At 39.6% G+C, this 16,099-nt stretch carries 20 protein-coding genes; 3 read left to right on the top strand and 17 right to left on the bottom strand.

Translation table 11 applies throughout. The annotated features are described in order from the left end of the window. Positions 1–100 precede the first annotated feature (100 nt). The 15 genes from WMO65_RS03040 to WMO65_RS02970 all read right to left on the bottom strand — a co-directional run bounded on the left by WMO65_RS03040 (position 101) and on the right by WMO65_RS02970 (position 11,644). Complete coding sequence (locus WMO65_RS03040) at positions 101–424, bottom strand: GGDEF domain-containing protein (protein ID WP_148391419.1); 324 nt, start codon at positions 422–424, stop codon at positions 101–103. Then, positions 396–1,037, bottom strand: coding sequence for an EAL domain-containing protein (locus WMO65_RS03035; RefSeq protein WP_148391420.1), 642 nt, complete (start codon positions 1,035–1,037; stop codon positions 396–398). The genes WMO65_RS03040 and WMO65_RS03035 overlap by 29 nt, the downstream gene beginning before the upstream one ends. 424 nt (positions 1,038–1,461) lie before the next feature. Then, entirely contained in the window at positions 1,462–1,884 is a 423-nt protein-coding gene (locus WMO65_RS03030; protein WP_187370530.1) for a GNAT family N-acetyltransferase, read from the bottom strand. A gap of 70 nt (positions 1,885–1,954) precedes the next feature. Further along, complete coding sequence (locus tag WMO65_RS03025; protein ID WP_148391422.1) at positions 1,955–2,365, bottom strand: ester cyclase; 411 nt, start codon at positions 2,363–2,365, stop codon at positions 1,955–1,957. A 57-nt stretch (positions 2,366–2,422) separates the two neighbouring features. After that, on the bottom strand, positions 2,423–3,100 hold the full coding sequence (locus WMO65_RS03020) for a VanZ family protein (protein ID WP_243128763.1): 678 nt from the start codon (positions 3,098–3,100) through the stop codon (positions 2,423–2,425). Between the two features lie 19 nt (positions 3,101–3,119). Beyond that, positions 3,120–4,361, bottom strand: coding sequence for a GGDEF domain-containing protein (locus WMO65_RS03015; protein WP_243128764.1), 1,242 nt, complete (start codon positions 4,359–4,361; stop codon positions 3,120–3,122). Positions 4,362–4,377: 16 nt separating this feature from the next. Then, positions 4,378–5,406: a GGDEF domain-containing protein gene (locus WMO65_RS03010; protein ID WP_148391423.1), complete on the bottom strand. Its 1,029-nt coding sequence runs from the start codon at positions 5,404–5,406 to the stop codon at positions 4,378–4,380. A 244-nt stretch (positions 5,407–5,650) separates the two neighbouring features. Then, the gene (locus tag WMO65_RS03005) at positions 5,651–5,932 is read right to left on the bottom strand and encodes a hypothetical protein (protein WP_148391424.1); all 282 of its coding nucleotides are present in this window, start codon (positions 5,930–5,932) and stop codon (positions 5,651–5,653) included. Between the two features lie 657 nt (positions 5,933–6,589). Beyond that, the gene (locus WMO65_RS03000) at positions 6,590–6,829 is read right to left on the bottom strand and encodes a helix-turn-helix domain-containing protein (protein WP_128125238.1); all 240 of its coding nucleotides are present in this window, start codon (positions 6,827–6,829) and stop codon (positions 6,590–6,592) included. A gap of 4 nt (positions 6,830–6,833) precedes the next feature. Then, positions 6,834–7,253, bottom strand: coding sequence for an RNA polymerase sigma factor (locus WMO65_RS02995; RefSeq protein ID WP_128125237.1), 420 nt, complete (start codon positions 7,251–7,253; stop codon positions 6,834–6,836). A 197-nt stretch (positions 7,254–7,450) separates the two neighbouring features. Beyond that, positions 7,451–8,143 carry an ABC transporter permease gene (locus WMO65_RS02990; RefSeq protein ID WP_128125236.1) on the bottom strand — a complete coding sequence of 231 codons (693 nt, stop codon included), beginning with the start codon at positions 8,141–8,143 and terminating at the stop codon, positions 7,451–7,453. Beyond that, entirely contained in the window at positions 8,140–9,069 is a 930-nt protein-coding gene (locus tag WMO65_RS02985; protein ID WP_270399215.1) for an ABC transporter ATP-binding protein, read from the bottom strand. Before WMO65_RS02985 ends, WMO65_RS02990 begins: the two co-directional genes overlap by 4 nt. Before the next feature lie 75 nt (positions 9,070–9,144). After that, entirely contained in the window at positions 9,145–10,056 is a 912-nt protein-coding gene (locus WMO65_RS02980) for a sensor histidine kinase (protein WP_128125235.1), read from the bottom strand. After that, entirely contained in the window at positions 10,056–10,745 is a 690-nt protein-coding gene (locus tag WMO65_RS02975) for a response regulator transcription factor (RefSeq protein WP_128125234.1), read from the bottom strand. Before WMO65_RS02975 ends, WMO65_RS02980 begins: the two co-directional genes overlap by 1 nt. Before the next feature lie 278 nt (positions 10,746–11,023). After that, on the bottom strand, positions 11,024–11,644 hold the full coding sequence (locus WMO65_RS02970) for a helix-turn-helix domain-containing protein (protein ID WP_128125233.1): 621 nt from the start codon (positions 11,642–11,644) through the stop codon (positions 11,024–11,026). A gap of 531 nt (positions 11,645–12,175) precedes the next feature. Here WMO65_RS02970 and WMO65_RS02965 point away from each other — a divergent pair. The 3 genes from WMO65_RS02965 (at position 12,176) to WMO65_RS02955 (ending at position 14,789) form a co-directional block, all read left to right on the top strand. Beyond that, positions 12,176–13,318 carry a replication initiation factor domain-containing protein gene (locus tag WMO65_RS02965; RefSeq protein WP_349063625.1) on the top strand — a complete coding sequence of 381 codons (1,143 nt, stop codon included), beginning with the start codon at positions 12,176–12,178 and terminating at the stop codon, positions 13,316–13,318. Further along, positions 13,311–13,517 (top strand): excisionase, encoded by a 207-nt coding sequence (locus tag WMO65_RS02960; RefSeq protein ID WP_009009528.1) that lies wholly within the window; start codon positions 13,311–13,313, stop codon positions 13,515–13,517. The genes WMO65_RS02965 and WMO65_RS02960 overlap by 8 nt, the downstream gene beginning before the upstream one ends. A gap of 78 nt (positions 13,518–13,595) precedes the next feature. Continuing rightward, positions 13,596–14,789 carry a site-specific integrase gene (locus WMO65_RS02955; RefSeq protein WP_103930022.1) on the top strand — a complete coding sequence of 398 codons (1,194 nt, stop codon included), beginning with the start codon at positions 13,596–13,598 and terminating at the stop codon, positions 14,787–14,789. Positions 14,790–14,974: 185 nt separating this feature from the next. Here the strand turns inward: WMO65_RS02955 and WMO65_RS02950 are convergent, their stop codons facing one another. Together WMO65_RS02950 and WMO65_RS02945 are read right to left on the bottom strand one after the other, a co-directional pair. Further along, a complete protein-coding gene (locus WMO65_RS02950; protein WP_148391425.1) occupies positions 14,975–15,622 on the bottom strand; it encodes a hypothetical protein in 648 nt (215 codons plus the stop codon). After that, a complete protein-coding gene (locus tag WMO65_RS02945; protein ID WP_148391426.1) occupies positions 15,619–16,071 on the bottom strand; it encodes an RNA polymerase sigma factor in 453 nt (150 codons plus the stop codon). The genes WMO65_RS02950 and WMO65_RS02945 overlap by 4 nt, the downstream gene beginning before the upstream one ends. Positions 16,072–16,099 lie beyond the last annotated feature (28 nt).

Here is a 16,099-nt window from a genome sequence, read left to right as displayed (position 1 = left end):
GCTTTTTCCACAGCCGGCATCCTCCTTTATTCCCTGTTTTCGCCTGATACAGTGCCTGATCTGCCTTCTCGATCACAGCCTGAATCGGTTCTTTCAAATCCTAGACGGCAACACCCACGGAGCAGGCCGCCGGTGTTCCTATAAAAGCACGTTCCTTCTTCATGGCCTGGCAGATATCTTCGCTTTTTTTCATGGCTGCCTCTGTTTTCATATTTTTCATGATCACAACAAATTCATCACCGCCATATCTGGCCAGCACATCCGTCTCCCGTGCATGGCTGCTCAGAAAGCTGCCAAACCGGCAGAGTGCCTCATCACCCTTCCCATGTCCCTGAGTGTCATGGATCCTCTTAAGGTCATCCAGATCGAATAAATACACTGCGCAGAGAGCATCCTCATCCCGGAAGGCCTCTATGGCTGCCATAAGCCTCTTTTCGGAGGTCGAGTGCTGCTTTTCGTAATAAGGTCAGCTCAACCGCATGGAGTGTTCTCTTGCGAAGTCTGCTTTGCAGATGGGGTTTTGCCGTATAATCTGAGGCTCCCAGTTCCATCGCTCTGCCTTCCAGTTCTTCATTGGCCGGGCCTGTGGCAATGACGGGGATATCCCAGACCATTTTTGACTTTTGCAATGCCCCCAGTATCGTGAATCCATCCAGGGTTTTTATGGACAGATTCAGGATGATAGCAGCAATCCTGTTCCCATAACGGGTGAGCAAGGCCAGGACTGTCTCTCTGTCGGCAGCCTCCAGGACCGTATATTTATCCGAAAAGGTATCATGCACCTTATTGCGGTAAGCAGCCATCTCGTCAGCAACTACCAGAAACCCTTTTTCATCCAGCAAAGGCAGTTCTTCCTGTATTTCTAACTGTCTGTCGTCTAGGCACATAAGGGCTTCAAATTCTTCACATGGCATAGGCTTTGCAAAATAGTAGCCCTGCACGTAGTCGCAGCCATACTGGTGCAGACGCTCCAGCTGCTCCTTTGTCTCCACGCCTTCTGCAATAACACTCAGGCACATGGAGCGTGCCAGACCCATGATAAAGCGCGTCTGTTCATGTGCATTACAGATTTTTATTATAACATGGAGGATGTTAAAATACAACAAATTTAGTCTGCCGGCTAACCTATGAAGTATTTTTGTTACAGTTCACTCCGTGATCAGTAGTACGTTTCGCGATGCACAGAACTTATGCATACTGTATAAGTTCGCGCGTCGTATGTCTCGGGATTTCCGTGCATACTGCACGGAAACACCTCGCGGGATAACTAACGCGTGACAGTAACATATTCTTCTTTATCAATTGAAGAGAAACAAAAAAGCACCTGTCATTGTGACAAGTGCTTACGCTCCATGTTTAACTTCTTATAGAGGATGGATTATTTCCTGCCCAAAATTCAGGAACGCGATTTTCTTTCCGTCAGCGATATACCGAAATACTTTCATCGAAGTGTCCCAGGGATTACCGCGTCCTTTTCAGATAAACCATATCAATCAGTTGTTTCCCATCTTCAAACATCGGGTGGTCATAGTTATCTGTAAAAAAGTTTTTTATCCGATGTGACTCTGTAAAACCACATTTATTATAAAAGGTTAAAGCTGAAGGAACATCACCTGTCCCAACAAACATGGTCCTGCAATGGGTATAATTGGAAAACAAGAATTCTATCAGGCTTTTCCCATAGCCTTTACGTTGACAATCGGGTAAAACAGCAATGTTCTTCAGTTCATAAACACCATCACCTTCTTGCGTGATCACACATTCGGCTTTTATACCGTTATCATCCAAAACGAACATCTCACCACGTTCAAGGTATTTATCTATCATATCTTCCTGCTCATCAGCCAGCAATAGTAAGTCTATATATTCTTTTTTTCCGTCCATAACCTGTTTTATTGTCACTATCTTTCCTCCAAATTCTAATCTGCCCAGTTCGTTAAACTGGGATTTTCATTTATACTGGCTTAATTAAACCGTTTTCCCAAAAAGCATCAAAGGTGTTTACCGCACCACCGTGTTCAACGATTTTTCCGTTCACAATTTTATCAATATCTACACCAGTCATTTCTATAACCCTATTCGTTGGCGTTATTCCAATAAACTCGCCCTTGTGCGTTCCTCTCATAATAAATTCCGAAATAACAGTATCGCCGTCCTCAAACTGGCGGGTAATCTCCATTGTGTAGTCGGGATATGTATTTTTAACAGCCACAAGGTGTTGCTCCATTCCATCTATGCCGATAAAAATTTCGTTTTTGCCACCTCTTTGCACGCAATCTTTTGAGATATATTGCGGTAGTTCATCAAGCAAGTTTTCTGATACGACCACCTCGTAAAAGTATTTTATAATCTCTTTATTGTTCATTATACACCTCTAAATAAATTCAAATTCGTAATATAATAGTTTGTCAGTTCCGACAGGTCATACGCTGCTTCCATCAGCAGTCTTCGATAAAATGCCATTGCTTAATAACTCAAAATTTATAAAGCAGTTTCGCAAGCCCCATCTCATAGAAAAAAAGAAATGCCCCGCAAATATGACTATAATACAAATCGGAAGTTCTATAGCCGGAACATTCCGTAATTTGATTCGGTTTTTCGTACATATAGCAAATACTTTATACAACACGAATCCTATAGCTGCCCCCAGGGTGTTTAGTATCAAGTCATCAATATCTGTCCGCCGGTTGTTTAGTAACTGGCTGATCTCAATGAGAAGTGAAAACGAAAAACCAACGCCTGTCATACGGACAAACTTATCCATCTTCTCCCAGACAAGGGGAACTAAGAATGCCAGCGGAATAAACAGCAGAACATTGAGCACATACGCGATCACATCAATATCCTTGGAAAAAGGAAGGAAGTTAATCTGATCCTGCTTTACTTCAAATTGGTATGACAATCCATTATAAAGTGTTCCTGTACCCGTAAAATGATATACTGCCATGATGTAGAGTGCAAAAAGAATGATTGCAGGATAATAAGATTTTGATATGTTCAGTTTCTTCTTTTTATGCAGGAATCCAAACAGCGCAAGCATGACCAAAAAAGGAATAAACGATGACAGAAATTCATATCCCAAGAAAATCATTTGATCCATAGAGTGCCCTCCTTATATTTCATTTACGTACCCTGTGCTTCTCTTTTTTCTGCATATACATCTTTTTGTCTGCCGCCTGGACCAATTCTGCAAAGTCGGAAAAATCCTCTCCATCGATCACACCGTAACTGAAGGAAAGCGGGCTTTGGAAGCGCTCCGTCCGCCCCTGCTCCGCAAGTATAGAAAGGATCTCTTCCATGCGGCTTTCTACAATGCTGACCGCTGCCTCCGGAAAAAGCAGGAGGAACTCGTCCCCTCCATAACGAAACAGCATATCCTTCCCGCTCCGGCAGGCATGCCGCAGCTGCCCGGTCACTGTCCTGATATAGCGGTCACCCTCCGCATGTCCGTAACGGTCATTCATCTTCTTTAATTCATCCAGATCCACAAAACAAATAGTTATGGGAATACCCCTGCTTAGCATATCAGTGCCCACATCAACGGCATGCTGCCGGTTGTACAACCCTGTCAGCGGATCCCGGAGCGCCTTTTGCAGCAGGCGCGGCTCCTCCTGCCGGTAGGTCTCCAGCTCCTGCTCCATACTCTGGTTCATTTTCTGGTATTCCGCCATGACGCAGGTCCGCCATGTGTACCAGATGCCGATGGCAAACCCCATCATGCTGAAAAGGCCGGATTTGATGCTCCATCCCTTTAAGAGCAGGTTGTTTGCATCTGTCGAATAGATCAATAAGTTCAGGAACAGATAAAAGAACAGGCAGGTGAGCAATTCCAGCAAAAACCGCATACGCCGCCGGTAATCCATGATCAGGCGCAGATATCCCTGAAATCGGGCCCGGCTCAGAACCTGCATAGTAAAGCCAGCCAGAACGAATCCGAGAAATACCGGGATAGCCTTCAGATTCTGGGGACTGCTGATATGGTTATCAAAGGCCTGTAAAGACTGCCCGGTGATGATCGCTATGGCATTTCGGCAGAGGATATTAATCGCCAGGCCGTAAATGATCCCGGTCAGCGTACTGAACAACGTGCAGTGCCAGTCCCTATCCGTGTAATACATGGTCTCACCAAACAGGAGTACAGCAAAGCAAAGCCAGTTCATGACCAGATGGAATTCCAGCGCGCCGAACACAACAAAAGCCATATAATTGATTATAAAGAACAGAATCACCGCCCTGGTGCGAAGCCCTGGCATCTGCCGCTGCCTGCTGACAAAGTTGAAATAATTCCAGTGATAAAAGAAATATGCCGCTCCATTTAACAGGATAATGAATAAATGGAAAGGATTTAAAAATCTCTCCACAGCTGCCGCCTCCTTCCTAGTGCCTTCTGCGCTCTTTGTCCTGGTACATAACCTTATCGGCTCGCTCCAACAATTGGTATGTGCGCTCTTGTGTATCCAGGTCTGCTTCCGCGATACCGAAACTGAAGGCCGGAATATGCTCAAAGTTTCCCTCTGCAGCCTCAGAACGCATTTGCTCCAGTTTTTCGTTCGCATCGGCTTCATTACAACCGGAAAGCACGATCACAAATTCATCACCGCCAACCCTTGCAAATATATCCTCTTCCCGAAGCCGGCCGAGGATATATTGGGAAAACTGCACGAGATAAGAATCCCCCGCGGCATGCCCCTGACTGTCGTTGATACGTTTCAGTCCGTCCAGGTCTATGTACGCCAGGGAAAACTGCTGTTTTTTCTCCAACAGGGCTTCCATCTGCTCCATCAGGTACTGGCGGGAAAACAGCCCTGTCAGTGCATCCCTGTCGCTCCTGTTTTTCAGCTCCTCTTTCCGCCGCTCCTGCCGGGCAAGCTTTTGGGACAGCTCCCGGTGCCGGATCTCGCTCTGGTGTTCCACGATGATAGAATACAGATGGAACAGGCAACGGATAATGAAGAATTCTTTGAGTGCTGCCGCACCGATCAACAGTAAAGGCAGAAAGGTCCACGGGATCCTTGCGATACAGAGCAGGCTGTCCAGAAGCAGGAATATATTACAAAACCAAAGGAATACCATGAACGGCCGTGTTTCTTCACTGAGGGACTGTACGCGCAGCGCTTCCTTAAGCTTCGGCCAGCTCAGGATAACGATGTCCGCCACAATGCTGACGGCTACGGCTACCGAGATTGTCGCGATCCGCCATTTCGGCTGGTGGAGCAAGATTCCCATTGGCATCTTTACGCCCAAAGAAGCCATCCCGATCAATATCATATGAAATGCGATATAGAGCGGCTGGGTAAGGCTTACCATGAAGGACCCTTTGGACCATTCGTTTCGTTTTAAGCACCAGCGGAAGGCATCACATAGAAATGCCAGCACATAGACCACCGTCAGGTGCAGCTCCAGCATGCACCAAAGGCAAAACAAGAGCAGTTCGGGCAATATGTATAAGAAACTATGGACCAACGTACAATCACGGACATATCCCAAAGCTTTTATTGTCCGAAGGGACGTATACCCACGGAGCAGATAAAGGGCCGCCGGTATGAGCAGGCTCCATCCAATATAAATCTCCAGTGTTCTCCCCCTTCTTTCCTGCGGTATCTCCAGTTGACAGGTTCCTTTGCCGCCATATAGCAGCCACCATTTGCATTCAGATGATAAAGAGCTCTATGTTGTCCATCATCTTCCAGTACTTCCTGACGCTCATATTAATGCCATATTCCCGATCCTTCAGATATATCTGCCGTCCTGTTCCCTTTACTGTGAATGTCAGTCCATCATACGTGTGATAGACCTGGTCTGTGGTATAGAAAGCTCCATTCGCCAGAAAGATCTGATATTTGCACCCATAAAGCTTCTGACGTTTTTTTTGTATCCGATCTAATTCCCAATCCGTAAAGATTTCCATACCGATCACCAGGCTGAAAAACAAAAGGATCACTCCAGGAAATATAAAAATAACCCCCAAATTTACACCTCTCAACAATTTTTTTATTTTTTAATTATATTGTGTTTCAGCTGTAAATGCAAACGTTGCTTTCATGAATATGAAAAGAATTTTGATATAAGCAGAGATTGAAAAGATGCACGACAAAAGGGCAGGCGAATCATCACCTGCCCTTAACCTATATCATTCATCCTTTTACGCGTTCCCCGCTGCAGCAAGATGAGGCTTCGCTGCAGTGCATAACATAATTGCTCTATTTTACTATCATTATATTCCTTCCACTTACTCTGATTGTAACATATTTTAATTAAAAGGACACCAAATATCAAAACTCCTGCCTTTCTTATTTTTCACATTAAATATCACTTAAGAAACTACTGCGACGCTCAGTATACCCAATGCACTCACGGCTGTTGATAAGGCTGCAATAATAGTTTCATTTTAACATTTATGGTAAATTTTATATCTGATTTTCAATTATCCGCATAAATATTACACATTCAAGCGTTTTAAAATATAGAAAAACACTCATTTTACCACGAATTTACCACGATTGAATGAGCCTTGATATGACACTAAAATCAACATGGGAGATAGCACAAAACATCTGTGTATCTCCCGTTTTTCATTCATGTAATATGATTACTTCACTCTGATTTCAAATTTCAAGATTGCTTTCATCATTTCTGTATGAATTTGACCTTTTAATTCTTCATCAACCTGCATAGTGATTTTACCACTTTCAAAGTGGTAAAACGGACGCAAGCATAATTTACAGATATAGGCGTCATAGAATTTCAAAATTTCATTTATTGCAATTTCATTTCCAGCAGACGCTTTGCATATTAGTTCTAGTGAGGGATAGCCATAATCTTTTCTCATTTGTTCAACTCCTTTCAGTTAATAGTGCTTTCAGTTTCTTCAATCCGTTACTTCTTCTGCGATAAATTGCAGAACGTGATACATGATACAATTCTGAAATTTCTTTGTCGCTCATGCCTTGAAAATAGCGTAATAAGATAACACTACGCTGTTTCTCTGATAACTTATGTAAAGCAACAGCAAGTTTCTCATTTGATACTTGGATTGTATAATTCAAGACTTCAAAAGAGATATAATCACAAGAATAGTTATTCGTTGTTCCACATTCAAATTGTTTCGTATCTGATAATTCACAAAACAGAACTTCACGCTTGGAACGTCTTGCCAACTGTCTTTTCCTGCTTTTTACTGTGCATTTAATAACTGTCATCATCAAAGCGTTAAATTGTATTCTAACGATATGCTCGAAAGAAGATGTGTTCATAATCTCACCCCCTTTCCGCAAACGCTGAAATATATAAACGGAAATACCGTTTATACCTTTGAGAAATACGGAAAAGAGACAAAGAAAAAAGCCCACACAAAACATATGATTTGCATGAGCTAAGACATTAAAATATTCAGTTGTAATTTACATGGTTCGATATTAAATAATATTTAATCAGTTTGCCCAATCTTTTTTTATTCAACACAGCTAAGTTTTGTTTTTACAATGTATCTTATACAAAGGCATGAGAATATTACTATGATTAGAACTTGTAGTAAATTCTCTGCATAACCAAATGGAGATGAAAGTGCAACTTGTCTAAGAAATATAAAAAAGATTGAGCCGACGATTGTAAATGGAACAGACTTTTTCAACATACCTAAACAAAATGTTAGTCCGCCTAAACAAATACATACTAGTATAGTGGTAATTATTGAAAACAGCCAATTTATTAAATACGTTAACTCAAAATTCCCTGCAAGCAAGTCCAAAAGATAATCCACTATAACAGTATAACCACAACAAGCAAAAAAGCCTATAAGCATAGATAAGGAAATAAATATGCTAATCAAAAACAACTTCGCAAGAATAAGTTTTGCCTTTTGAATCGGATATGAAAACATAATCAGTATAGTTTTAGTGTTGTATTCCTTAATAATAATTGAAGAAACCAGCACCCCAAAAAACACAATGTATATGAACGAAAGCAATACCTCTATCATTAGAAAAATATTATCAAAAGTATCTTTGCTTTGTGCTGGGTCGGTAGCAGAGTCTATCAATGAAATAGTAATGAATAAAATTGAGAACAGTATTAAACCAACTGATATAAAACAGTATCTTTTCAAACTAATCTTCTTTAACTCTAATTTCATTAAATATGTCATACTTTTTCCCCTGCCTTTGTATCGGTAATTTGAAAGAAATAATCTTCTAAAGAATTTTGTTTACGTCCAATACTGTTAATGCCAATACTATTTTGAACAAGTATGGACGATATGTTTTTTATGCTTTTGCTTAAATCATATATTTCAATTCGATTTTCAGTAATAATTCTAAAATCTTGTATTTGTAGTTCATGTTCGAGTAAATATCCTGCAAGTTCTACATTATCAACGTCTATCTCAACATAATCTGTTCGATATTTGTGTACGTCAGACATAGAAATCTCTTTGATGAGCTTTCCATTTTGGATAATACCAATTTTATCTGCAATCTGTTCTACTTCGGAAAGAATATGGCTGGAAATAAAAATTGTTGTTCCATAATCTGTATTGAGTTTACGGAATAATTCTCTCATTTCCCGTATACCCTCTGGGTCAAGAGCGTTGATTGGTTCATCAAGTATCAATAGTTCTGGTTTTGTTAAAATGGCTCTGGCAATTGCAAGACGTTGTTTCATTCCCAAAGAATATTGAGATACTTTTTTATCAGCGTCTTTTAACAGTCCCACACATTCCAATACTTCCTTGATATGGTTCTTGTTATGATAGCCCATATATTCACAATGCAAGTCAAGATTTTCTCTTGCGGTTAATTTTTCGTAAAAATAAGGGTTTTCAATAATCGAACCAATCCTTTTTAACATTTCAAAGTCATTCTCGACAACCTTATTTCCAAATATGACAATCTCGCCAGAATTAGATTGAACCAAATTAAGTAACATTTTCATCAAGGTACTTTTTCCAGCTCCATTTGGACCGACAAAGCCGTAGATTTCTCCTTTTTTCACATGAATATTTACATCATTGACTACGGCTTTATCTTTATATATTTTCTTTAGATGATGAGTTTCTATAATATAATTCATCATGCTGCCTCCTTTCTAAAAACAGTATACAAAAGAAAGTTATCTTTTCTCTCTTTTAATTCTAACTTTTTTCTAACTTTATAATCTGACTGTAAATACTGTTTTTTCTTGAGGTATGCTTATTACTGAAATTGAACCTCCCATAGAATTTGCGAGCCCTTGTGAAATGGCTAAGCCTAGTCCGTTACCCTTTTTTCTGTCTGCTGTATATGCTCTTGTAAAAATATGTTTCTTGTCTTTTTCAGAAATACCTACGCCATGATCTTCAATTTCAATGCAAATATGGCTGTCGTTTTCGTAAAGGGAAATTCTTAAAAATTTACCAGCACTTCCATATTTGATTGCATTATCAATCAGATTTTTAAGGATACGCCCAACGGCTTCTGTATCAACATTCGCATATAACGGTTTATCTTCAATATTGACCTCTACATGGAATTTTTCTCTTTCCAATAGGTCGTAAAACTCTAAAATAATTTCATGACAAACCTGTGTCAAGTTTACTTTTTGGATATTCAAGACCATATCCCCAGACTGAATTTTTGCCATATTGAATAGGTTATTTACAGAATGAACCAGTTCTTGCGAATTACTCTGCATTTTTTCAACAGTTGTACGCATTGTAAGGGGTAATTCTTCTTTTTGACTTTGAAGATAAAGCATTTCAATGTAACCCTTCAAAACGGTAATAGGCGTTCTAAGGTCATGTGAGATGTTAGTAAATATCTGCAAAATCGTCTTTTGACTTCTATTGTAATCAATCTGTCTGCCGTAAAACTTTTCCAGAAGATTGTTGATGTTCTGCGTAGTTTCTTTTACGACTTTAATATCTGACGGTATGAGAATATAATTACTTTTATCATCATTCGTTACATCAAGAAGTCTTGCATTGATGTATTTATAATCGCTTTCCATTTTTTCGTTCTTGCTACGTTCCTTGAAATAGAGAACTAATAATATAATTGAAATGACAGCGAATACTAATTCCATTATTCTTCCTCCATTTTGTAACCAATTCCCCAAAGGGTCTTGATATAATTATTCTTATCTATACCGTCAGATAGTTTATTTCTTAATCGGTTGATGTGCGTATTCAGTACACTTTCGTTTCCGTAATAGGCTTCTTTCCAAATGGTGTTGTAAAGTTGTTCTTTTGAAAAAGCACGACCTTGATTAGTTGCTAGAAGTCTGATAATTTCAAACTCTGTATGCGTCAAATTCAAATCAGCACCATTTTTAGAAACAGTATATTTTGATACATTGATAGTCAAATCCTTGTACTTAATAACATTATCACGGGAACCGTCAGAATTGCTGTATACTGTGGCACGACGTATGTTGGCTTTCATTCTTGCCAGTAATTCAACAAGAGAAAATGGTTTTGTAATATAATCATCAGCGCCTAAATTTAGCCCCATCATTTTATCAGTATCGCTATCTTTAGCAGTAGCGATAATAACGGGAATTACACTTACACTTCTTATATACTTTAAGACTTCAAATCCGCTTGACCTTGGTAACATTAAATCCAATAGCACAATATCAAATGTATGCTTTTTGAATATGTCAATCGCTGTTTGTCCGTCAATGGCTGTTATGACATTATAATTTTCACTTGTCAAAAAATCACAAACCATTTCACGAATATTTTTATCATCTTCAACTAACAAGATATTCATTGTGTTTCAACTCCTTTTTAACAATATACTCCAAATGATATATCTATTGAAAAAAGGTGTCAATGTATATTAACCATGAAAAAGATTTTTTGAAGTACACCGCATACAAATTGTATCAAAGCATAGGTAATATACACTTACAGATTTTATCCTTTCTTCCTCTTGATTACCCAACACAGAAAAGAAAAAGCCCTGTCAAGAGCTTTGCCACCATTGGTGGTGCTTTGCACTCTTGATTGGCTTTTTGTTTGCTGTATCTTCTTATAAGAGGAAAAAGATTACTCGTCCTCATCATCAAAATGATTATTTCTTAATACTTCCCGTAACAGTTCTATATCTTCTTTAGAATTTGGATTTATCATTTTCACAACTTGGTAAGGCGTTTTATACTTATGTCCCTCTATGCTTTCCCCGAACATATCCATGCTGTATAAATCATCATAGCGGTCTAACACCTTTTGAAATTTCAAATGCTGGATAAATTCTTTGATTGGATAAAGGTCTTTTGCTTGTATATTCTTTCCGTTGATGTAGTCGGTAATATACCCTCGTAACTGTTCTAATTCAAATTCCAGCCATTCTTCCTCGCTGTCAAAGAAATTATCATAGTGTCCATGTTTCAGTTCTGTATTTAGGCGTTCTTCCGTTCTTAGAAACTGACAGACTTCCTTTTCCGCTTGATTGACATACTTCCATTCTCCCGACAACAATTCATTGGGTGTTACGTCCAGCACTTCCATTATCTTTTCCAGCGTATCATAGGCAGGATAATTCAACCCTCTTTCAATTTTGGAAAGGCTCTGCATATTGATACCGATTTTGTCCGCAAGCTCCTGTTGTTTCATTCCTCTGAATTTTCTTATGGTCTGTATGTTGTTTCCTAAAAAATTTATTTTCACTGCATAACCCTCCGTAACTTTGCATATCTTCTTATTTCGTTCCGTTATAAGTCTATCACGCTTAATATGGTTTGTAAAGATAAAAAAAGATATTGACAAATAAGCACATAAGAATTATTATATGTTTGTAAATAATTAAGCACAATAGAATGAAATATAAAACTATTTGAAAAGTAAAGTCTATCTGATTAAACCCGTAGATATGAATATCAGTTGATATGGCATGGTTAGAAAAGGCAAAACAGGGTTTGCTGACAAAGGATTTCTGACACGGTGGCGTGCGTAAGCAACAACGCCATGACGGCTTGCCGTCAAGGGGCAGAAATGCTTTGTCAGCGGGCGAGCCTGCGAGCCTTACCTGTGCCCCCGTTATCTAACAGGGGGGCACTATTTCACAAAAGACAAGTCAAAAACCATACAACCCCAAAGCTGTAAGGAGTAATGAGGAGTTTTAAGAAGATAGTAACTTCACATTCTTTTGAATAGTGGTTTACAGGTATTTCAAGGCTATTGTGGGATTGGAGGAATACAATGAACAATTTAGAATTTGCACTTGAAATGAAAAACAAACGTCTTGCAAGCGGTCTTTCACAAGGAGAACTTGCAAGTCTTACCCATGTATCAAGATATAGTATCAACCGCTTTGAGAACGGAAAAGCCAACGCTAGCAAGGAAACACAAAATATTATCCTGCGTTGTCTGAATTACTATATCTGCGATAAGCCTTTTTATCTGCTCGTTGATTATCTGTCTGTCCGTTTTCCAACGACTGACGCATTGGAAGTTATCCGAAAGGTGCTTGGCATGAAAGCAGATTATTTTATCTATTATGACTATGGGTATTATGGCTATAAAGAACATTATGCCTACGGGGAAATCAAGGTTATGGCTTCTGATGATGAACACATGGGCGTATTCTTGGAATTAAAAGGAGCAGGCTCACGCAACATGGAATATGTCTTACAGGCACAGAACAGGGATTGGTATTCATTCTTAAACCGCTGTCTTGACTGTGGCGGTGTTATCCGACGTTTTGACTTGGCAATCAATGATATGTGCGGTCTGCTGGATATTCCTGTTTTGTCTGAAAAATACAAAAATGGCGGTGCGGATTGTCGCTGTAAAAACTATGAAAATGTACAAGGTGGAAAATTAAGCGGGAAAAACCGCAATTTAGCAAGTACCCTTTATATCGGTTCAAAGGCAAGCACAAAATATTTCTGCTTATATGAAAAGCAAAAGGAACAGGCAACGAAAAAGAAACATACCGATATTATCAACCGTTTTGAAATTCGTCTGCGTGATAAAAAGGCAGTACAGGCAGTTGAGGAATTGTTATTGACATATAACCCTCATGGGCTAGTGTTTTACCTCATTACTGATTTTGTGCAATTTCCCGACTATCCGTTGTGGGAGATATTCATTTCCCATGACAGTTTACCTTTTGAAATGAACCCCGTACCTGTCAATATGGAACGCACTCTGCAATGGCTGGAAAGACAGGTCATGCCGTCTATTGTGATGATAGAGGAAATCGACAGGCTGACAGGCTCAAACTACATGAAAATGATTGATGAATGTACCCACCTTTCCGAAAAACAGGAAATGCTTGTGGAACAGATGTGTACGGATATAGCAGATGTAATCGAAAGTGAGGGGGTGTTTTATGAGTAATGCACAGGATATTCCCGTATGGGAAAAATATACCCTTACCATTGAAGAAGCGTCAAAGTATTTCCGTATTGGAGAAAACAAGTTAAGACGATTGGCAGAGGAAAACAAGGACGCTGGCTGGCTCATTATGAATGGCAACCGCATACAGATTAAACGCCGACAATTTGAAAAGGTCATTGACAAATTGGACGCTATCTAGTGCAAATGAGCCTTGTATGTGTTATGATGAACACAAGTCATATCAAGGCTCTTTCCAACAAGGAAAGGAGCAGACACCATGAAAGAAAAAAGACGGGATAACAAAGGTCGTATCCTGCATACTGGAGAGAGCCAACGAACAGACGGAAAATACTTATATAAATATGTAGACGCATTTGGAAACACAAAATATGTGTATGCTTGGAGATTGACACCCACAGACCCGACACCAAAGGGAAAACGGGTAAAACCCTCACTTCGAGAACTGGAACAACAGATAAGACGGGATATTGAGGACGGTATCGACAGCACAGGCAAGAAAATGACGCTTTGCCAACTCTATGCCAAACAGAACGCACAGAGGGCAAATGTGAAGAAAAGCACACAAAAACAACGGGAACAACTCATGCGGTTACTGAAAGAGGACAAGTTAGGTGCTAGGAGCATTGATACAATCAAACCCTCTGACGCTAAAGAATGGGCGTTACGCATGAAAGACAAGGGCTTTTCCTACAATACCATTAACAACCATAAACGCTCGTTAAAAGCGTCATTCTATATCGCCATACAAGACGATTGTGTAAGGAAAAATCCCTTTGATTTCAAGTTAAGTGAAGTCCTAGAAAATGATACCAAAGAGAAAGTCGCATTGACAGAGGAACAAGAACAAGCCCTACTCTCATTCATCAAAACGGACAATGTGTATCACAAGCATTATGATGATGTGCTGATATTGTTAAAAACTGGACTTCGTATCTCGGAACTGTGCGGACTGACAGTAGCCGACATTGATTTCAAGAATGAAGTTGTGATAATCGACCACCAGTTATTAAAGAGCAAGGAACAGGGCTATTATATTGAAACGCCTAAGACAAAAAGCGGAATAAGGCAAGTGCCATTAAGCAGAGAAACGATACAGGCATTTCAAAGGGTTATGAAGAAACGCCCAAAGGCAGAACCATTTGTAATAGACGGACGGAGCAATTTTCTGTTTGTCAATCATAAGGGCAAGCCAAAAGTTGCGATTGATTATAACGCCTTATTTATCCGTATGGTAAAGAAATACAACAAGCACCACAAGGACAATCCCTTGCCACATATCACACCGCATACGCTACGCCATACATTCTGCACAAGGCTGGCAAGCAAGAACATGAACCCGAAAGATTTACAGTATATCATGGGACATTCAAATATCAGTATCACAATGAACTGGTATGCTCATGCGTCCATAGATACCGCAAAATCAGAGGTTCAGCGTCTAATCGCATAAAAGTATTTACCACGATTTTAACCACGATTGATAGAGAAAATATAAGAAGATAGACCTAGATATGTGAGGTTTACCACAAAAGCAAAATGCCCGTAGAGCCGATAAAATAAGGCTTTGCGGACATTTGAGAAGATATAAAAAGATAGTCAAAAAGACATATATAATTTAAAGTAAAATAAAATAATTTATTCAGGGCTAAATGATGGATACGTGTGTAATTCAAGTATTTTCATGACTCCTTGCTGCTCCTTCTTTGATAGCTCCACTGTCATGCTGGCTCTTAAGACTTCCTGCTCATCATAGACATCATAGGTGACCTTTGCCTTGCTGTCCTTTGTTGCATTGTAATACTCAAGTAATTCACCTTTTTCATTATATATCTGGAAATTGTCACTTTTCCAGTAATCCGGTATCCAGTAAAGACATTCCTCTTTACTAAAAATGGTATCCACACCATAATCCGTATCCTCTATGCGGTTTTTATAGGAATAGTTTTCCCCTGCCTTTACTTTGATAGCATACCCTTCTCCAAATGGTGTATTTACTGCCTCCAGATATTCAAACTGCCCTTCCTTCAATTTTACTTCTTCCTCTCCTTTGATTTCCTGCGCATAAACCGTCAGGGGGAAAACACCATCTTTTATGTTTGATTGCCTCAGCGTCAGGCAGGCACTGCTTATTCCAATTGCTATAAGGCACCCAGCCGCATATCTTTTATGCCTTTTGTTCCTTTTCATCCTATCCTCAGCAATACGTTTGCTTTCATCAAGGATTCGTTTCCTGCCTTCTGCATCCATACGGATACTGTGTATGATTTTTTCATATCTGTTCATGACAACACCTCTTTTCTTAAAAGTTCCCGACCTCTTTGCAGTCTTTTTTTTACGGCGGATTCTGAAATCTTTAAAATTTTGGAAATCTCCTTTACGGAATACCCTTCAACTGCATGCAAAATCATCACCTTTCTAAGCTTTTCCGGAAGAAAATGCACGGAATGCATAACCTCATATACCTCTGTACTGACTATTGGATTCTGTAAATCCTCAATGTTATCCTGGGGATGCCTTTTACGAAACCGAAGCTGGTTTTTGCAGAGATTAATACACACTCGAATCAGCCAGGCTTTTGCATGCTCTTCATCATGAAATTTGGGCTGCTTTACAAGAAGCCGGATGTATGTCTCCTGAACAATGTCTTCCGCATCCTGAATACTGAACAGCATAAACAAAGCCACCCGATACAAGTGGTCCATGTATTTCAAAAAAAGTTCTTCTGGTGTCATTTTTTCCTCCTCACGTTATATATTCCCT

This window comes from Blautia caccae, from assembly GCF_040095955.1.
In the GTDB taxonomy this organism is placed as follows: Bacteria; Bacillota; Clostridia; order Lachnospirales; family Lachnospiraceae; genus Blautia; species Blautia celeris.
Note: the sequence above shows the minus strand (reverse complement) of the source record. Positions and strands in the feature narration are given on the sequence as shown.

Bases quoted from the DNA above. Each gene is read 5' to 3' on its own strand.
- WMO65_RS02975 (WP_128125234.1), bottom strand. From the start codon at position 10,745: ATGAATATCTTGTTAGTTGAAGATGATAAAAATATTCGTGAAATGGTT.
- WMO65_RS03040 (WP_148391419.1), bottom strand. From the start codon at position 424: ATGGCAGCCATAGAGGCCTTCCGGGATGAGGATGCTCTCTGCGCAGTG.
- WMO65_RS02950 (WP_148391425.1), bottom strand. From the start codon at position 15,622: ATGAACAGATATGAAAAAATCATACACAGTATCCGTATGGATGCAGAA.
- WMO65_RS02965 (WP_349063625.1), top strand. From the start codon at position 12,176: ATGAACAATTTAGAATTTGCACTTGAAATGAAAAACAAACGTCTTGCA.
- WMO65_RS02985 (WP_270399215.1), bottom strand. From the start codon at position 9,069: ATGATGAATTATATTATAGAAACTCATCATCTAAAGAAAATATATAAA.
- WMO65_RS03020 (WP_243128763.1), bottom strand. From the start codon at position 3,100: ATGGATCAAATGATTTTCTTGGGATATGAATTTCTGTCATCGTTTATT.
- WMO65_RS02990 (WP_128125236.1), bottom strand. From the start codon at position 8,143: ATGACATATTTAATGAAATTAGAGTTAAAGAAGATTAGTTTGAAAAGA.
- WMO65_RS02945 (WP_148391426.1), bottom strand. From the start codon at position 16,071: ATGACACCAGAAGAACTTTTTTTGAAATACATGGACCACTTGTATCGG.
- WMO65_RS02955 (WP_103930022.1), top strand. From the start codon at position 13,596: ATGAAAGAAAAAAGACGGGATAACAAAGGTCGTATCCTGCATACTGGA.
- WMO65_RS02960 (WP_009009528.1), top strand. From the start codon at position 13,311: ATGAGTAATGCACAGGATATTCCCGTATGGGAAAAATATACCCTTACC.
- WMO65_RS03035 (WP_148391420.1), bottom strand. From the start codon at position 1,037: ATGGGTCTGGCACGCTCCATGTGCCTGAGTGTTATTGCAGAAGGCGTG.
- WMO65_RS03000 (WP_128125238.1), bottom strand. From the start codon at position 6,829: ATGAGAAAAGATTATGGCTATCCCTCACTAGAACTAATATGCAAAGCG.
- WMO65_RS02980 (WP_128125235.1), bottom strand. From the start codon at position 10,056: ATGGAATTAGTATTCGCTGTCATTTCAATTATATTATTAGTTCTCTAT.
- WMO65_RS03030 (WP_187370530.1), bottom strand. From the start codon at position 1,884: ATGGACGGAAAAAAAGAATATATAGACTTACTATTGCTGGCTGATGAG.
- WMO65_RS03025 (WP_148391422.1), bottom strand. From the start codon at position 2,365: ATGAACAATAAAGAGATTATAAAATACTTTTACGAGGTGGTCGTATCA.
- WMO65_RS02995 (WP_128125237.1), bottom strand. From the start codon at position 7,253: ATGAACACATCTTCTTTCGAGCATATCGTTAGAATACAATTTAACGCT.
- WMO65_RS03010 (WP_148391423.1), bottom strand. From the start codon at position 5,406: ATGCTGGAGCTGCACCTGACGGTGGTCTATGTGCTGGCATTTCTATGT.